This is a genomic window from Escherichia sp. E13S3, from assembly GCF_004212325.1.
GTDB lineage: Bacteria > Pseudomonadota > Gammaproteobacteria > Enterobacterales > Enterobacteriaceae > Escherichia.
In genome coordinates this window covers 1-14514 of the sequence record NZ_RHJR01000033.1, presented here as the reverse complement: position 1 = coordinate 14514, position 14514 = coordinate 1, and the positions used below count along the sequence as shown (strand labels likewise).

The 14514-nt window shown below is 49.9% G+C and carries 11 protein-coding genes and 4 pseudogenes; 8 read left to right on the top strand and 7 right to left on the bottom strand.

Going from position 1 to position 14514, the window contains the following annotated elements; all coding sequences use genetic code 11:
• Positions 1–130: 130 nt before the first annotated feature.
• Both D9597_RS23015 and D9597_RS23010 read right to left on the bottom strand, forming a co-directional pair.
• Positions 131–469 carry a hypothetical protein gene (locus tag D9597_RS23015; protein ID WP_130224928.1) on the bottom strand — a complete coding sequence of 113 codons (339 nt, stop codon included), beginning with the start codon at positions 467–469 and terminating at the stop codon, positions 131–133.
• A complete protein-coding gene (locus tag D9597_RS23010; protein WP_130224926.1) occupies positions 466–2613 on the bottom strand; it encodes a glucosaminidase domain-containing protein in 2148 nt (715 codons plus the stop codon). Before D9597_RS23010 ends, D9597_RS23015 begins: the two co-directional genes overlap by 4 nt.
• 119 nt (positions 2614–2732) lie before the next feature.
• Here D9597_RS23010 and D9597_RS23005 point away from each other — a divergent pair, with 119 nt between their 5' ends.
• The gene (locus tag D9597_RS23005) at positions 2733–2978 is read left to right on the top strand and encodes a hypothetical protein (RefSeq protein WP_130224924.1); all 246 of its coding nucleotides are present in this window, start codon (positions 2733–2735) and stop codon (positions 2976–2978) included.
• Between the two features lie 451 nt (positions 2979–3429).
• Here the strand turns inward: D9597_RS23005 and D9597_RS23000 are convergent.
• The 3 genes and pseudogenes from D9597_RS23000 to D9597_RS22990 form a co-directional block, all read right to left on the bottom strand.
• A pseudogene (locus tag D9597_RS23000) lies at positions 3430–3860 on the bottom strand (transposase); the annotation flags it as partial.
• A gap of 42 nt (positions 3861–3902) precedes the next feature.
• Positions 3903–4328, bottom strand: coding sequence for a restriction endonuclease (locus D9597_RS22995; RefSeq protein ID WP_240780461.1), 426 nt, complete (start codon positions 4326–4328; stop codon positions 3903–3905).
• 741 nt (positions 4329–5069) lie between these two features.
• Positions 5070–5893: pseudogene (locus D9597_RS22990) on the bottom strand (alpha/beta hydrolase); the annotation flags it as partial.
• A 2-nt stretch (positions 5894–5895) separates the two neighbouring features.
• On the opposite strand from D9597_RS22990, the pseudogene D9597_RS22985 reads away from it, so the two are divergent.
• From D9597_RS22985 to D9597_RS22970, 4 genes and pseudogenes are all read left to right on the top strand, one after another.
• A pseudogene (locus D9597_RS22985) lies at positions 5896–6243 on the top strand (ATP-binding protein); the annotation flags it as partial.
• A 64-nt stretch (positions 6244–6307) separates the two neighbouring features.
• The gene (locus D9597_RS22980) at positions 6308–6787 is read left to right on the top strand and encodes a cupin domain-containing protein (RefSeq protein ID WP_130224922.1); all 480 of its coding nucleotides are present in this window, start codon (positions 6308–6310) and stop codon (positions 6785–6787) included.
• Positions 6765–7526, top strand: coding sequence for a carboxymuconolactone decarboxylase family protein (locus tag D9597_RS22975; protein ID WP_130224920.1), 762 nt, complete (start codon positions 6765–6767; stop codon positions 7524–7526). Before D9597_RS22980 ends, D9597_RS22975 begins: the two co-directional genes overlap by 23 nt.
• A gap of 158 nt (positions 7527–7684) precedes the next feature.
• Positions 7685–8749 carry an alpha/beta fold hydrolase gene (locus tag D9597_RS22970; protein ID WP_130224918.1) on the top strand — a complete coding sequence of 355 codons (1065 nt, stop codon included), beginning with the start codon at positions 7685–7687 and terminating at the stop codon, positions 8747–8749.
• A gap of 61 nt (positions 8750–8810) precedes the next feature.
• Here D9597_RS22970 and D9597_RS22965 read toward each other — a convergent pair whose 3' ends face one another.
• The gene (locus D9597_RS22965) at positions 8811–9704 is read right to left on the bottom strand and encodes a LysR family transcriptional regulator (RefSeq protein ID WP_130224916.1); all 894 of its coding nucleotides are present in this window, start codon (positions 9702–9704) and stop codon (positions 8811–8813) included.
• A 148-nt stretch (positions 9705–9852) separates the two neighbouring features.
• Between D9597_RS22965 and D9597_RS22960 the strand changes: the two genes are divergently transcribed.
• From D9597_RS22960 to D9597_RS22950, 3 genes and pseudogenes are all read left to right on the top strand, one after another.
• Positions 9853–10635 carry an SDR family oxidoreductase gene (locus D9597_RS22960; protein WP_130224914.1) on the top strand — a complete coding sequence of 261 codons (783 nt, stop codon included), beginning with the start codon at positions 9853–9855 and terminating at the stop codon, positions 10633–10635.
• A 125-nt stretch (positions 10636–10760) separates the two neighbouring features.
• Positions 10761–11012 carry a DUF1471 domain-containing protein gene (locus D9597_RS22955; protein ID WP_130219599.1) on the top strand — a complete coding sequence of 84 codons (252 nt, stop codon included), beginning with the start codon at positions 10761–10763 and terminating at the stop codon, positions 11010–11012.
• 56 nt (positions 11013–11068) lie between these two features.
• Positions 11069–11322 (top strand): annotated as a pseudogene (locus D9597_RS22950) (helix-turn-helix domain-containing protein); the annotation flags it as partial.
• A gap of 388 nt (positions 11323–11710) precedes the next feature.
• Here D9597_RS22950 and D9597_RS22940 read toward each other — a convergent pair.
• A complete protein-coding gene (locus D9597_RS22940; RefSeq protein ID WP_130224930.1) occupies positions 11711–14506 on the bottom strand; it encodes an autotransporter outer membrane beta-barrel domain-containing protein in 2796 nt (931 codons plus the stop codon).
• Positions 14507–14514: the final 8 nt, after the last annotated feature.

Here is a 14514-nt window from a genome sequence, read left to right as displayed (position 1 = left end):
TTAATCACAGCGATGATCTGATGCTCAGTAAAACGGGCTTTACGCATAGCGATCTCCTTCGTTGGCAGATTGATTATGCCGGATGATCTCTAAATATGAATGGCACGATTATGCGGGATACTTACAATTACTATTTCGGCCCGACACCAGTGCCAGTAGGCTCTATTGCTCCTGAATGAACCCACCCACTAATAGGATCACCATTTTTTCTAAAAAACATAACAGATGAGAAGTTTTTATACTCGGCATAAACACTAACAACATCACCTTTAATTATAAAAACATCTTTAATTTTACAGTTTTCATCTGGGGCATTATAAAAATAAATTCTCGAACCACCAGTAACAACATAATTTGATTCTGATGTTACATTCAAACTTTGGTATCGCTCTGCCGATGAATTTATTTCAACGCATCCTCCCCATGATAAAAATGAGACTAAAAATAAAAAAAATATCGCCCACCTCATAACAATCCCTCTTTATTCATAATACCAATTAGTTTGTTGGCATAGTTGGGGTCTGTAGCATAACCAGCATCCTGTAACCCTTTAGCCCAATCGCATGGTTCTGTGTAATCAAAAAGAAAATGATAGCGTTTATTTTTCACAAAAAAATCAGAGCGGGCAGATATACTTTCCTCATAAGAATCATATTTCATAAACTTATCTACAACAGTTTTTTTCACGCCATTGATAAACTCATGGGTATTAACCCACACAAAGTTTGGACTCCCATGAGCTTTAATGCCAAATAAATTATTGCTATATTCCCCTGTGTAAACATCGACAGGAACAGACTTTCCATATCCAGTTTCTAATATAGCTTGCGCGGTTGTTATTGACGCTGGCACATGAGAAAAGGCTTCATTTTTTTTTGCTTCTCTAAAAACAAAATCAACAAACTCTTTACCAACTATTTTTTTATTTATAATTTCTCTGCTAATTGCATCCAAGAAAACCAGCGGATGCATATGCCACGGATTATCCACCATTCCGGCCACACGGTACATCCAACGGAGATCTGTCAAAAATTTCATACTGTAGGTGTACCACTCCGGGGCGTCTCTTTTCAGTTGTGGCGTAAAAAATGCTTTCCACACCGGAGACTCCGACGAGTAATACCACTCACTGGGGTGTTTCACGCACAGACGATACAGATGCGCACGCATTGACGGGTTCTGCACCGCGCGCCGGTACTGTTCCGGGTTATACCGGGGAGATTTTGCATCATCAATCTGGTTCAGCAGTTGCCGGTAGTTGAATGCTTCCAGTGGGCTGTAAAGCTTATCATCATCATCCGCCACGCTGAAAAAACGCTCAAAAATCGTCCTCACCAGCCCCTTCGGCTGCCTCTCTCCGTCGAGATGGTCAAAGCTCACAGGGCTGTCCTCCGTGGCCTCAAAACCCCGACCAGCCAGATCATACCGGGACAACAGCTGCACATCCGATTCCGCCAGCAGCCCGCGCGACGCCCCGCCCGGCCAGTAGCGTTTACCCTCTTTGTCCGTCACCGCCTGACCTGACAGCGCCATCACCGTTTCGCTCTGCGTGGTTATCCGGCCCTTCTGGATTTCCCCGCCGGTGACTTTCAGGTACACCGGTATGCCCTTCGGGCAGCGGGCAAAGGCGGGCGTGTCGCGCCCCACACCTTCCTGGTTGCTCAGGAAGCGCGGCAGGTCGTCCGGGGTCAGACATTCGATATGCACCTGATAGCGCTTTTCATGCCCGTCCTCTGTGGGAACCTGAAAATACCCCAGATGCCCCACCGGGTCCCCGGCCTTAACCGGATAGGGGTCAGGACACACCACCGTATCAAACTGCACAGTTTCGCGTGACGGCGGCAGAAACGGCGACCACCACGCCGGGCGGGCGGCGCTGTCGGGTGCCGGAACCAGATTCCCTTTGTCGCATACTGTCCATACCCGGTCCCCGGCTTTAAGGCTCATCCTGCCCGTAACCGGCTCCGCCAGCGTAACGTACGCATACTGCCGCCCGTTGCTCCCTGTCATGGTGTCAGCACTTACCGCTTTATCCCATATCACACGTGTACCGGGTGGCAACTCTGCCACCACCACCTGCCGGGATACGTCCATATACGCATTCAGATGCTGTCCGTCTGCTACCTTAAACGCCGTGCTGTCCTGCTCCGGGTAGGCCAGCCACGGCGCGAGATGCATATACAGCGTGTAAAAGGTCAGTCCGCTTTCTGCCGTTTCCCCGGGCTGAACACAGTGCCTGACCAGCACAAAAGACCCGGAGTAGCGTAAATCCCCCCAGTACCACGGCACGCTGAGGTAATCCCGGTTAATCCGGTACGCCACCACCTCACCGTCCGCCATGCAGCGCACGGCCTGCTCCCCCTTAAACGGCACAGGGAAATCCACGGACTCATTTACCGCCTGCCCGCTGAGCGCACACCACGGCGTGGTGGTGTCCGTGATATGAATACCGCCGTGCCACATGCCGCTACGCCCGATAAGCCAGTGCCCGGTGGCTTCCCCCTCAAGATGCGCCAGCATCTCTTCCAGGTTACTGAACTCCCCGCCCCGGTTATTCTTCGGCACCGGCCAGCAGATGGCCGGGAGCTGCGGGCCGTTTTCCGGCTTAGACATAACAAATCCTTCTGTTTTACATGGTTAAATAACCGCCATCATACACCGGATGAATCTTCACCAGCATTTCCTCATATGTCACAGAATGTTACGTTAGACTGCACAGACAGGAGGTTTCCATGAAACGCAGAAAACTGACTCCGACTGAAGAAAAGCGTCTTGCCGATGCATTTGTAGCAACAGCCATTGCGATGGGTCTGAAAGGCAACCCAAAATTGCCCCAGGAAATCAAACGACGGGTACGGGTGCAGGTACTCATCGACATTGAAAACGAACGGAAAGCACAGGCGGCACAGTCTGCTCGCAGACAGGAATTTGAAGCAGGAGAAAATACCTTCACCTGGCAGCCTCAGCGCCGCCGGTAACGATGGCGATTTACCATAATCCCTTAATTGTACGCACCGCAGAAACGCGCTCAGGGCGATTTCAGCGCGAAACCGGTAAAAACCACAGCTTACCCGGCGAAAACGCGCCCTAAACGCGCTCAGCGCGTTTAGGGGCCATGAATGGCTATGCAGTACAGTGCATGGCCTCCTGTCTGGCATAAAACAGCCGGTGAAACGGAGATTTTTCCCGGTTTTCTCCTCCGGCTTTGCGGGAACAATGACGTCAGCCAGCCCTGGCTCAGGGCCATCAGGAAAGCGGTGAACGGACACGCAATTTATTGCGGGAACGTGAGGCGCTGGCAGGGTGTCGGGGCGGCGAGCCCTGACGAGGGCCACGGGTGTCCGGTTTTGCGCATGCGCAAAATTCCGGGGTGGGTTTCAAAGGGGAACCCTTTGGCACGCGACTGTATACAGTCGGTAACGTGCCCCGGGTTTCCGCGATCTCCCGGATACGCAGGGTTATCGCCCGATCGTCACGCCGGCTCTGCCAGTGGTAGACAGTTCTGCTCTGCATCAGCAACCCGCATCCCCGGCGGACACTGATGCGGTATGCTTCCTGCAGGAAATGCACCGCCTGGCGCTTCTGAGCCGGCCTCAGAACTTTTGTTTCAGTACCTCCTGCAACATCTCCTTATCCAGACTCAGATCGGCCACCAGTTTCTTCAGCCGCTGATTTTCATCCTACAGTTGCCGCAGACGCCGCAGTTCCGTCACGCCCAGACCGGCAAATTTCTTCTTCCAGTTGTAAAAGGTGGCCTCAGAAATACCCATCTTTCTGCAGACTTCCCCGACGCGGGTGCCGGTTTCGGCCTGTTTCAGCGCAAACGCAATCTGTTCTTCGGTATAACGGGTCTTTTTCATGGTAATAAGCCTCTCTGTTAGCAGGAAGAAAGACCGGAGACTTCAGTTTAGACTGGTACTGTTTTCAGGGAGGAGATCAACGCCAAGTCGTAACGCCCGCGCCTTAACTTCAGAGGTAAACCAAGAGTTGGTAACTAAAATTTTATAGGTAACATTTGCCAGCGTGGCGCCGGTAACTAGTTGATTAAGAGCCTTCACATCTACTGTCGTACCCAGTTGGCGCTGTTTCACCTCAATAGCAAACTTTCGCCTCCCTTTCCAGGCGAAAATATCGACCCCACCATCACCGTGTTTGGATTCTTTGCCTGTTTGGGTAATTTCGGCATCGGTCCATCCCGATGCGACAAACAAATCGCGAACGAAAATTTCAAAGTCCGCAGAGGAAAGTTTATCGATGTCTTTAAATTCTGCGATTAAAGGTTTGTACTGCGGAATTACAGAAACCGTCATAACACCATTATCCTCCATAAAAAAACCTTATTAACTTCATAGCCACATGCACCCGCGAGATGTTGTGGCGACTTGCCGGAGTGATGCCAGGCTTCCTGCCCAAACAACGTTCAACAATGTAAACAGGAAATAGAGATTTCTCTCGAACTTGGTTAAGGGATACTGATAAAGCTGATGTGTGCAATCGAAACAAAGGGTAGCCTCCACTAGGAAGCCTTCGCGATCGCTGACAGTGGTACCGATGGTGGATGTGGGGAAAAATATCAATTACTAACATCACGGTGTACTAATCAATAGGCGGCAGGTCAAGTCTATGCTAGCTCAACCTACACTTTATTCAATAGATCAATCCGATAACCATTCAATATCATAAGGTGTTCGTTTTGAAAATGTGATGTGGGATGGTTTAATGAACTGGAACTACCTGTCAGCTAAAGCTAGCTACATATCGTTGGTTCATGAAGTGAATTATTGGTGAGTGATAAAACATACTTAAAAAACAACACAATAAATACATTTTATTCATGAACCAAGTTTGCACTCAACATAAGTTAAATGACGAATTGGATTGGATAAGCAACGTCTTACACCCACGTCTCGCCTCGTAGAGTCAGCAAATTACTACCCTATTGTCGGAATCTTGATTCCCCAGAATGCTGGAGCTCTCTTTCGATTTTTTAACCACCTCGCCAAGTGGACAGTGGCTACAGCTGATGGATATCCCCCAGCCTGTACGGCTGGGGATCGCCTGGAGGGTAACTAGATATTCTTATGGAAGAAAACGTCTAACTTTTGCGTCGCCTGGTCAACGTATTCAGGCACCCAATATGTCTCAATGTGGGTAGCACCATCGATCAGGAAGAGTTCTTTGTCCTTCGTACCGGTAGCTTTAGCGAACGCATCTTTAGTCATATAGAGCGTATCCGCTTTTGAACCGGCAATCATTAGCAGTGGTTTATTGATCAGGTTGATATGGTCCGTCACGTCAAAGTTCATCAAGTCTAACAGACTGCTTGTGGTGTATTTAAACGTTGAGTTTGGATGCGCGTGGGTTTTCCAGTAGTACTCGTAGCCCTGGCGATATAACGCAAAAGGTAATTTAGCGATCTGTTCATCAGTCAGGTTGGCATCACCGGAGTAAAGCACTTCGCCACCGGCTACTTCCTGAGCTCGTGCATCAGAAGCCTGCTGAAGACGTTGCTGAATAGTATCCAGCTGTGAATCCTGCATACCATTGCGCCGTACAAGTCCTGAATTAAACATGCTAATGGTTGCAATCGATTTGAATCGTTTGTCCGTCTCGGCGGCAGCAAGTGAATACCCTCCTCCCCCGCAAATCCCCAACAAACCAATACGGGTGCTATCAACACCGGGATACTGGCTGATAAAATCAGCCATGCCGTGGATATCTTCAATACGATTCGCAGGTTTGTCTACGTTACGTGGCAGCCCTCCGCTGGCCCCTGATAAGCAGCATCGGCGGCGATGGTAATATATCCGTGTTCAGCCAGGCGTTGGGCATATAATCCGGCGACCTGCTCTTTTACGCCACCATTAGGGTGAGCCACCACTATTGCCGGATATTAGCACAATTACTGTGCGCTTAAGCGAAAAGGATAATCAGGCCTGTGTTGAAGTTTCCAATCCAGGCAATCCGATAGCACCAGAACACTTACATCGGCTTTTTGAGCGGTTTTATCGCATCGACACATCACGAGCAAGGAGTGATGCCCATCATGGGTTGGGCCTGTCGATCGTGCGTGCCGTCGCCATTATGCACCAGGGTGATGTCTTTGCCCGTAGTGAAGGCGGCATCAATACATTTGGCCTCACTTTTGCGCTGAAAGCGGATAAAACGGTGAGCAATGCGCCTTCAGGCACTGAGTCTGGAGCAACGTTAGCTGACAAAATTGTCAGCGAGGCGTCAGCCTGACGACATGTCCGTCTGAATAGAATCATTGTCTCCCCTCCTGTCACCGTAGATAAGGACGCGTTGTATGATCAGACAGTTACATTATCTTGGGCTACTACTGCCTCTCTTCACAACTTCATCATGGGCTGCGGAGCAAAATTCCACTGTCCATATCGCCCCCGCCGGAAGCCAGACTGTGGTGTATGGCTCGGCGGAGAATTTTACCGGTCGTGTCCGGGTTGATCCGCTGTTCAATGTTGACAACGACATCCGTGTTTCCGCGGCTTATGTCACCTTTGAACCTGGTGCCCGCTCCGCCTGGCATACGCATCCAGCAGGTCAGCGACTGATTGTGACCTCTGGTGTTGGACTCACCCAACAAGAAGGCAAGCCGGTACAGGCGATCCGTGCTAGCGATGTTGTCTCTTGTCCGGCGGACGTTAAACACTGGCATGGGGCGGCCCCCGGTAGTGCGATGACACATCTGGCAATAACCGGCGTGGTGGATGGCAAAAGCGTTAACTGGAAGGAGTTAGTGACAGATGAACAATACCACGCCCATTAAGATATTAACGGCAGCGGTACTGCTAACCTTTGGTTTTGCGCTTACCGCAAATGCTGCGCTCATCAATAAAGGAGTCACCGAAATGAATCATGAATATACGGTTTCAGATACGCTGTCAGCTCGCCAGCAGGCCATTCCGTTGATAGCCGCATCAATGGCCAGCAGCCAGATGGATAAGCTGAATGCAGCGCTTAATCAAGGACTTGATGCAGGACTCACGATAAACGAAGCTAAAGAAATTCTCATCCAGCTCTATGCCTATACGGGATTCCCCCGCAGCCTGAATGCACTGAATGAGCTGATGAAAGTCGTCGAAACACGTAAACAACGTGGCATCGAAGACATTGAAGGTAAAGCGCCGATCGCCCCGATTCCCGTCGGGGATGAGCTTCGCCGTGTCGGTACCGCAAACCAGACGAAAATCTCAGGCGCGCCTGTTCAGGGGCCACTGTTTGATTTTGCGCCAACAATAAATCAATTCCTGCAAACACATCTGTTCGGCGATATTTTCGCTCGCGATAACCTCGACTGGCAAAGCCGTGAACTGGCAACAGTTGGCGCATTAGCCGCTACGCCAGGCGTTGAAGCCCAGTTACTGTCACACACGCGAGCAAGTCTGCGAGTCGGTCTGACGGCAGCGCAGTTACGACAGTTAGCACAGGTTCTGCGTGAACATGGCGACAATGATGCAGCCACAAGAGCTGAAGAGGCACTGCAAAAAGCGTTTGAGAACAAATAGAGACGGTCGTCATGCAGACTCTCCCCTTGGTCAGTGCACATACGTGATTCATCCTCTGCATTTATGAATCCGCCAAATAAAGGCAATCAAGGGGACGAAATAATTAACGCTGGCAACTCAGATATGATTAAACGGCAACCATAACAGAGGATGTAATTTTGAAAACGGTCTTAAAAATGCTGGCCATCTGCATGATGGCAGGAGGCCTGGGGGCGCAGTCTGTATACGCCGAACCATTGGTTATTCAGGAGCAAGGCAGTTTTTCTGCCGGAGGCACCATCATCACCGCCCCGGGAACATTTGACGCGAAAAAGCCGCTGGACTCTGCAGGTCAAACTTATCATGGCGATCATGCGTCGGTGTTCTATCAAATACCGGAGAATCCGCATAAATATCCCATAGTTATGCTGCATGGCGCGGGCCAGTCTTCTCGTACCTGGGAAAGTACGCCGGATGGTCGTGAAGGGTTCCAGAACATATTCCTGCGCCGCGGATTCTCCACGTATATTGTCGATCAGCCGCGCCGGGGTGATGCCGGACGTACCACTGTAGAAGGTACGGTTACACCAAAACCTGATGAGCAGATGTGGTTTAACCAGTTCCGTGTTGGCGTGTGGCCAGAGTATTTTAAAGGCGTCCAGTTTTCCCACGACAAAGAGGCACTAAATCAGTATTTCCGCCAGATGACTCCGAATACAGGGCCATTTGATGTCAATGTCATCTCTGATGCGATGTCTGCCGTAGTGGATAAATCAGGCCCGGCAATCCTCTTTACTCACTCTCAGGGTGGTGGACCAGGCTGGTATACCGCGATGAAAAACAACAAGGTCAAAGCCATTGTCGCCTTCGAGCCAGGCAGCGGTTTTGTGTTCCCGGAAAAAGAGCTCCCTGCCCCTATGCCAAGTGCGTTCGACACGCTGAAGGGTGAACCCGTGCCAATGGAACAGTTTATGGCGCTGACTAAAATCCCGATTTTGATTATTTACGGCGATAACATACCGGATAAACCTGTAGCCATGCCTGCACAGGACAGCTGGCGAGTACGGCTGGCAATGGCGCGTAAGTGGCGTGATGTGGTTAACAAGCATGGTGGGGATGTGACGGTGACGCATCTGCCTGAAGTAGGGATAAAAGGTAATACCCACTTCCCGTTCTCTGACCTGAATAATGTGCAGATCGCTGATTTGGTGAGTCGGTTTTTGAAAGAGAAAAATCTGCAATAGCCATACCAGGCATGCGTATGCCGTTAATACCTAAACGGGCCCACAGCAAAAAGCGGGCCCTTTACTCTGAATAGCGAAGTGCATCAATCAACAGCGCAAAAGCAGGCGGATGCTGCTTACGGCTGGGATAGTAAAGGTAATATCCGGGAAAAGTTGGACACCACTCCTGTAAAACCTGAATAAGCTCGCCTGACTTTACATAATCCTGAACCTCGTTTTCGGGAACACAGGCGATACCAAATCCTGATAATGCGGCATCAATTCTTTCTGGCAGCAAATTAAACGTCAGTTGCCCATCAACTCTGACCCGAAACGGTTTCCCTTCGCGTTCAAACTCCCAGTGATAAAGTCCACCGGCAGTTGGCAGACGCATATTGATGCAGCGATGATTTTGTAGTTCGTGAGGCGTTTCAGGCGCAGGGTTTGCAGCAAAATACGCTGGCGATCCCACCATGGCCATCCGCATATCCGGCCCAATTCGCACTGCAATCATATCCTTATCCACACTTTCACCCAGCCGGACCCCAGCATCAAAACGACCTTCAACAATATCGACAAAACCGTTATACACCACCAGTTCGACATTGATTTCGGGATATTCCCTGAGGAACGGTTTTAGCTTCGGCCAGACCAGACTGCGCGCAGCATGTTCCCCGGCTGATAAACGAATATTCCCTGAGGGCGTGCCATTCAGTTGGATAAGTGATTCCAGTTCGCGCTCAAGCTCATCTATACGTGGCTCAAGACAGGCAATTATTCTCTCCCCTGCTTCCGTGGGGGCCACGCTACGGGTAGTTCGGGTTAAGAGACGGATATTTAACCTTTCCTCCAGTGCCTTCATTGCATGGCTAAGTGCAGACTGAGAGACGCCGAGTTTGCTCGCTGCTTTGGTAAAACTTCGCTCTCTTGCCACCACAAGAAAGATTTGCAGTTCGTTGAAGTTTTCTTTAAGCATTGACGATTTCCTTGTAGAAGCATTCCCTTCAAAGCGCATTCATGAAGGGTGTTCATAGACACAATCATTTTAGCCTCGTTACTGGCAATAATGATAATTGATATTCTGGCTGTATCAAATATAAGGCTGAATTATCAGAAGGTTTATCATGAAAATACTCGTTGCTGGTGCAACAGGAAGCATTGGTATTCATGTTGTGAATACTGCTATTGCAATGGGCCATCAGCCCGTGGCTCTGGTCAGGAATCGGCGGAAAATCAAGTTACTCCCTCGTGGAACAGATATTTTCTATGGCGATGTTTCAATACCTGAAACACTCACCGATTTACCGAAAGATATTGATGCCATCATTTTTACACTCGGCTCCGATGGTCAGGGACGTATTGGTGCCAGAGCGATAGATTACGGCGGTGTACGTAACATTTTGCGAATATTCAGGGATACACCTGTTCGCATCGCCCTGATGACAACGATTGGCGTTACTGAGCGGCTCAGTAGCTGGAATCAACGTACTGAAGTTCATGACTGGAAGAGACGCTCTGAACGCCTGGTCAGAGCCAGTGGGCATATCTACACTATCGTCAGACCCGGCTGGTTTGATTACAACAATGATGATGAGCACAGAATCGTCATGCTTCAGGGGGATAGACGCCATGCGGGAACGCCGGAAGATGGTGTTATCTCCCGGGAACAAATCGCCCGGGTACTGGTAACGGCCTTGAGCAATGATGCGGCTAAAAATAAAACGTTCGAACTGGTCGCAGAGCAAGGAGAAGCACAGCAGGATCTCACCCCTCTGTTTGCAGAGCTGCAGAGTGATAATCCCCAAAAAAATGATGGGGTTTTCGATATAGACAATATGCCCCTTACTGAAGAACCTGAGTGCGTTATTAACGACCTGAATCTGTATTCAAAAAATTCAAAAATCTGACAACGTTGTCATATGACAGTCAGTCTTATGACAGCTTAGAACTGTATATTTACAGATCAAGAAGGAAGAAGCTCCTTCTGATATTTGTCAACTTCCAAATATGTCGTTTAAAACAGGTATCAGATATGAAAGCACTACTAATTACTGCATTATTCATGGGATTCATTTCGGTAAATACTGCATCTGCTGCTGAGGAGATTCGTCATGCAGATGGCAAAGAAAAGATTGGTGTAGTCTCAGCCAGTAATGCCCTGACGCTTGATGAATTATCGAATGCGCTTTCTCGTAAAGCTGATGATCAAGGAGCAACATCATTCAAAATTCTGTCAACCGCGGGGAATAACCGATTGCACGGGGTTGCTGAAATCTACAAGTAAGTAATTAGCATTTTGAACAATATATGTCACAGCCCTCTTATAGTTAACGTCGTCTTATGTCCAGAACAGAAGATATTATCGATGAGGTAACTCAATGGATTGATTCAAACATACATAAACCGCTGAAGATAGACGATGTTGCTACGCGGGCTGGATACTCTAAGTGGCATCTTCAGCGGATTTTTGTACAGATAAAAAAGTTAGCCTTGGGAAATATATCAAAGATAAAAAACTTGGTCTTGCAGCCAAAGATCTTGTCGAGACTAATGAGTCTGTGATGAGCATCGCCTATAAATATGGGTTTGATTCATAACAGACTTTTACTCGGATTTTCGCTAAAAAATACAAATTGCCACCATTAAAATATAGAAACACCGAAAGGATAAAAAACATTAACATTTTAAATAATTTCACACTTACGTAGTATCACTTAAATGGTAATTTATTCTGCATCGAGAGATGAATACCTTTTGAGCCAATAGTTCTAATGGACATGGAAACCTGTTTACCCTTGTTGTATCCCCTCAGATATTACATTGACCATCTGGCTTAGCTTCATTGTCCACACAGTTTGCATCGCTACAGGCCGTGAATTTTTTTTACGAATTCTGGCAGCAAGTATTTAAACGCGGGCGGAAGCCTTTTAACTTCCGCCCGCAGCGCATGGTTTAATCCCTGCGGTGTTCTCAGGGTATGACTCAGAAATTAAAACGGAACCCGACACTGCCCGTGACCGGAGACTCGGTATGCTTACCGTTTTCATAACGAGCCTCAGCCCAGACGCCAGCATTTGGGGTCAGTTGCGCACTGACACCCAGTCCGTATTTCCCGGTCGTCCCGGAGATGTCGTTCCTGAAGTCATAGGTGTCATTGATACGGACTTTGTTGTTGTCCGAAAATTCATGACTCACTGCCGCCGACAGGTACGGCTTGACTTCTTTTCCTCCAACGTCAAGGGTCATCCCCAGCTTCACGCCAGCCTCAGCCTGCAGAGATTTGGTTGCACCGATATTGGCTTTCATACCGTTATTCAGGCTGATATCTTTCGCATCCGCCCTGAATGCCGTTGTCCGCACGTATGGCTGCGCCCATGCATTCTCATTCAGACTGAAGGTTCTGCCCGCTTCGAGACTACCGCCGAAACCGTTCTGGCTGTAATCCCCTTTCACCGCCGTACCGTCGCTCATCCAAGTACGCAGCTCATTATTAAAGCGGTTGTATTTCAGCACACCGTCCACGTAGTAGCCGTCATTATCAAACCAGGTCGCGTACAGACCACCGCCGGTGCTGTCTACCGCACTCTTTCCTCCACGGGCATGTTTAATGCTGTTGTCGCTGTAAGAGAAGAAAGTACCTACCGCTAAACTGCTGTCACTCAGGTCAAAGACCATATCGGCGCCGGTTTCGAAACCGTTCTGAGTCAGGGTATAGCCCGAGTTGGCCCCGCCGCTGATGCGGTTGTCTGACCCGGTATAACGGCCCCATACGCCCCCTGGTGCACGGGTATTCTGCATCACATCACCATGACGGAAACGCAAATTATCCAGCTCGCTGTTGAAAACGTATGCCGGTGCTGTCGCCATGCCCAGTACCGCGTCGGCTGATTTTGTTGTCCGACGCACCGGAGACGACACACCTGCATCCGGTTTACCTGTGCCTGGGTTACCAGCATCCGGGTTGTTACCAGCATCTGGGTTAGTCGGCGGAGTCACCGGAGGCGGAGTGTCAGCCTTCAGATACCAGTTGGTATTTTCCTTGCTCAGGCCGTATTCCCAGGTACCGGCATCGACTTTCCCGCCTTTCAGGGTAAAAGCGGCATCACCGCCACCAGTCTGCACCACCTGAAGCGGCGCTCCAGCAGATACGGGCTCCAGACCGGTGTTTTTGATATCCAGCACAAAGTTACCGCTGGCATTGCCCACGACATTCAGCATATCTCCGGTATGTGATGCAATATCCGTGTTCATCCGGAACGTCCCGCTACCCGATAGGCTCCCGAGCGCCAGCGATACCGCCTGGAAGGCTGGCGTCATGCGTGTGGTTGTTGAAGGACGGAAATCAACGGTCCCGTTATCCAGCGTTAATGCGCCGACAGTGGAGTCACCATCGAGATGCCAGACAGAGGCACCTTTAACCGCCATGTCACCTGCACCGGTGTTGTCCCCCGCAACATTCCCCGTCAGGATGGTCCCGTTATCCAGCGTCAGGATGGTGCCTGACTGTGTCGTCACATTAGCGTTCGCCTTAAGGGCATCCATCGTCATGGCCCCGCCACTCTGAAGGACAATCCCACCGTCCTGAGACAACAGGCCGCTGAAACGGGTGCTACCGCCTTCCTGCGTCAGGGTACCGGTCCCCGTCAGGGTGCCTGCGAAAGTCGCAGCACTGTTGTTGAGGAAATACAGATCCCCTTCATTTGTGACTACGTCACCGACCAACGTCCCTTTATCAGTCAGGGTGGTGGTGCCGTAGAGCACACCGCCGCTGCGGACATCCAGCGTACCGTCACTGCCAACCATCGTATCGCTGGCCTGATGACCGTCAAACACCGTCAGGTATCCACCATTTTCCAGCAGCATATTGGCTGCACTGCCGCCAGCGATACTGAAGCTGCCGTTATCGTTAGTGCCGCTCAGGACAGCACTGGTATTGGTAACAATTGCGCCACCGCTGTTCTGGGTCACCTGAGAGGCTGAACCACCGGCATCCACCTGTAGTATACCGCCGTCTGTGATGGTCGTTTTTGTGACATTTCCGTTGACGTAAACATACTGTCCTCCGCCACTGTTGATGGTGGTATCCGTAACACTGCCGCCACTGTTGACCTTCTGAGTCCCGCCAGTGTTAATGGTTGTATTTATGGCGCTGCCACCACTGTATACCGTCTGATAGCCACTGCTGTTGATAATGGTGCTCGTGGCACTGCCACCGTAGTTGACCTTCTGATTCCCGCCATTGTTAATAACGGTATTCACAGCTACGCCCCCACTCTCAACATTCTGCTCTCCGCCATCGTTAAGAGTGGTATCAGTGACACTGCCGCCAGAGACATTCTGAGTCCCGCCAGTGTTAATGGTTGTATTTGTGGTGCTGCCACCACTGTATACCGTCTGATATCCGCCGTTTACCGTGGTACTGGTAGCACTACCGCCATAGTTGATAAATTGAGACCCACCGACGTTGAGCGTGGTGCTTGTTGCCTGGTGACCACTATTAACATACAGAGCTCCACCATTCTCCAGCAGCATATTACTGGCACTTCCGTTGGCAATACTGAAGCTGCCGTTAATATTGGTACCACTCAGAGTGGCATCTGTGGTTGTAAAAATAGCCCCACCACTGTTCTGAGTAATGCCAACGGCAGTGCCGCCCCCGGAGACGGACAGGTTACCACCACTGTTAATGGTAGTGCTCGTGACACTGGCGCCGCCGTAGATATACTGAACCCCGAGGTTGTTTACCGTGGTACTGGTAGCACTACCGCCATCGTTGATGTACTGAT

What these genes read in the sequence shown, in the direction of transcription:
- D9597_RS23015 (WP_130224928.1), bottom strand. Translation starts at nt 469, where the DNA reads ATGAGGTGGGCGATATTTTTTTTATTTTTAGTCTCATTTTTATCATGG.
- D9597_RS23010 (WP_130224926.1), bottom strand. Translation starts at nt 2,613, where the DNA reads ATGTCTAAGCCGGAAAACGGCCCGCAGCTCCCGGCCATCTGCTGGCCG.
- D9597_RS23005 (WP_130224924.1), top strand. Translation starts at nt 2,733, where the DNA reads ATGAAACGCAGAAAACTGACTCCGACTGAAGAAAAGCGTCTTGCCGAT.
- D9597_RS22995 (WP_240780461.1), bottom strand. Translation starts at nt 4,328, where the DNA reads ATGGAGGATAATGGTGTTATGACGGTTTCTGTAATTCCGCAGTACAAA.
- D9597_RS22980 (WP_130224922.1), top strand. Translation starts at nt 6,308, where the DNA reads ATGATCAGACAGTTACATTATCTTGGGCTACTACTGCCTCTCTTCACA.
- D9597_RS22975 (WP_130224920.1), top strand. Translation starts at nt 6,765, where the DNA reads ATGAACAATACCACGCCCATTAAGATATTAACGGCAGCGGTACTGCTA.
- D9597_RS22965 (WP_130224916.1), bottom strand. Translation starts at nt 9,704, where the DNA reads ATGCTTAAAGAAAACTTCAACGAACTGCAAATCTTTCTTGTGGTGGCA.
- D9597_RS22960 (WP_130224914.1), top strand. Translation starts at nt 9,853, where the DNA reads ATGAAAATACTCGTTGCTGGTGCAACAGGAAGCATTGGTATTCATGTT.
- D9597_RS22955 (WP_130219599.1), top strand. Translation starts at nt 10,761, where the DNA reads ATGAAAGCACTACTAATTACTGCATTATTCATGGGATTCATTTCGGTA.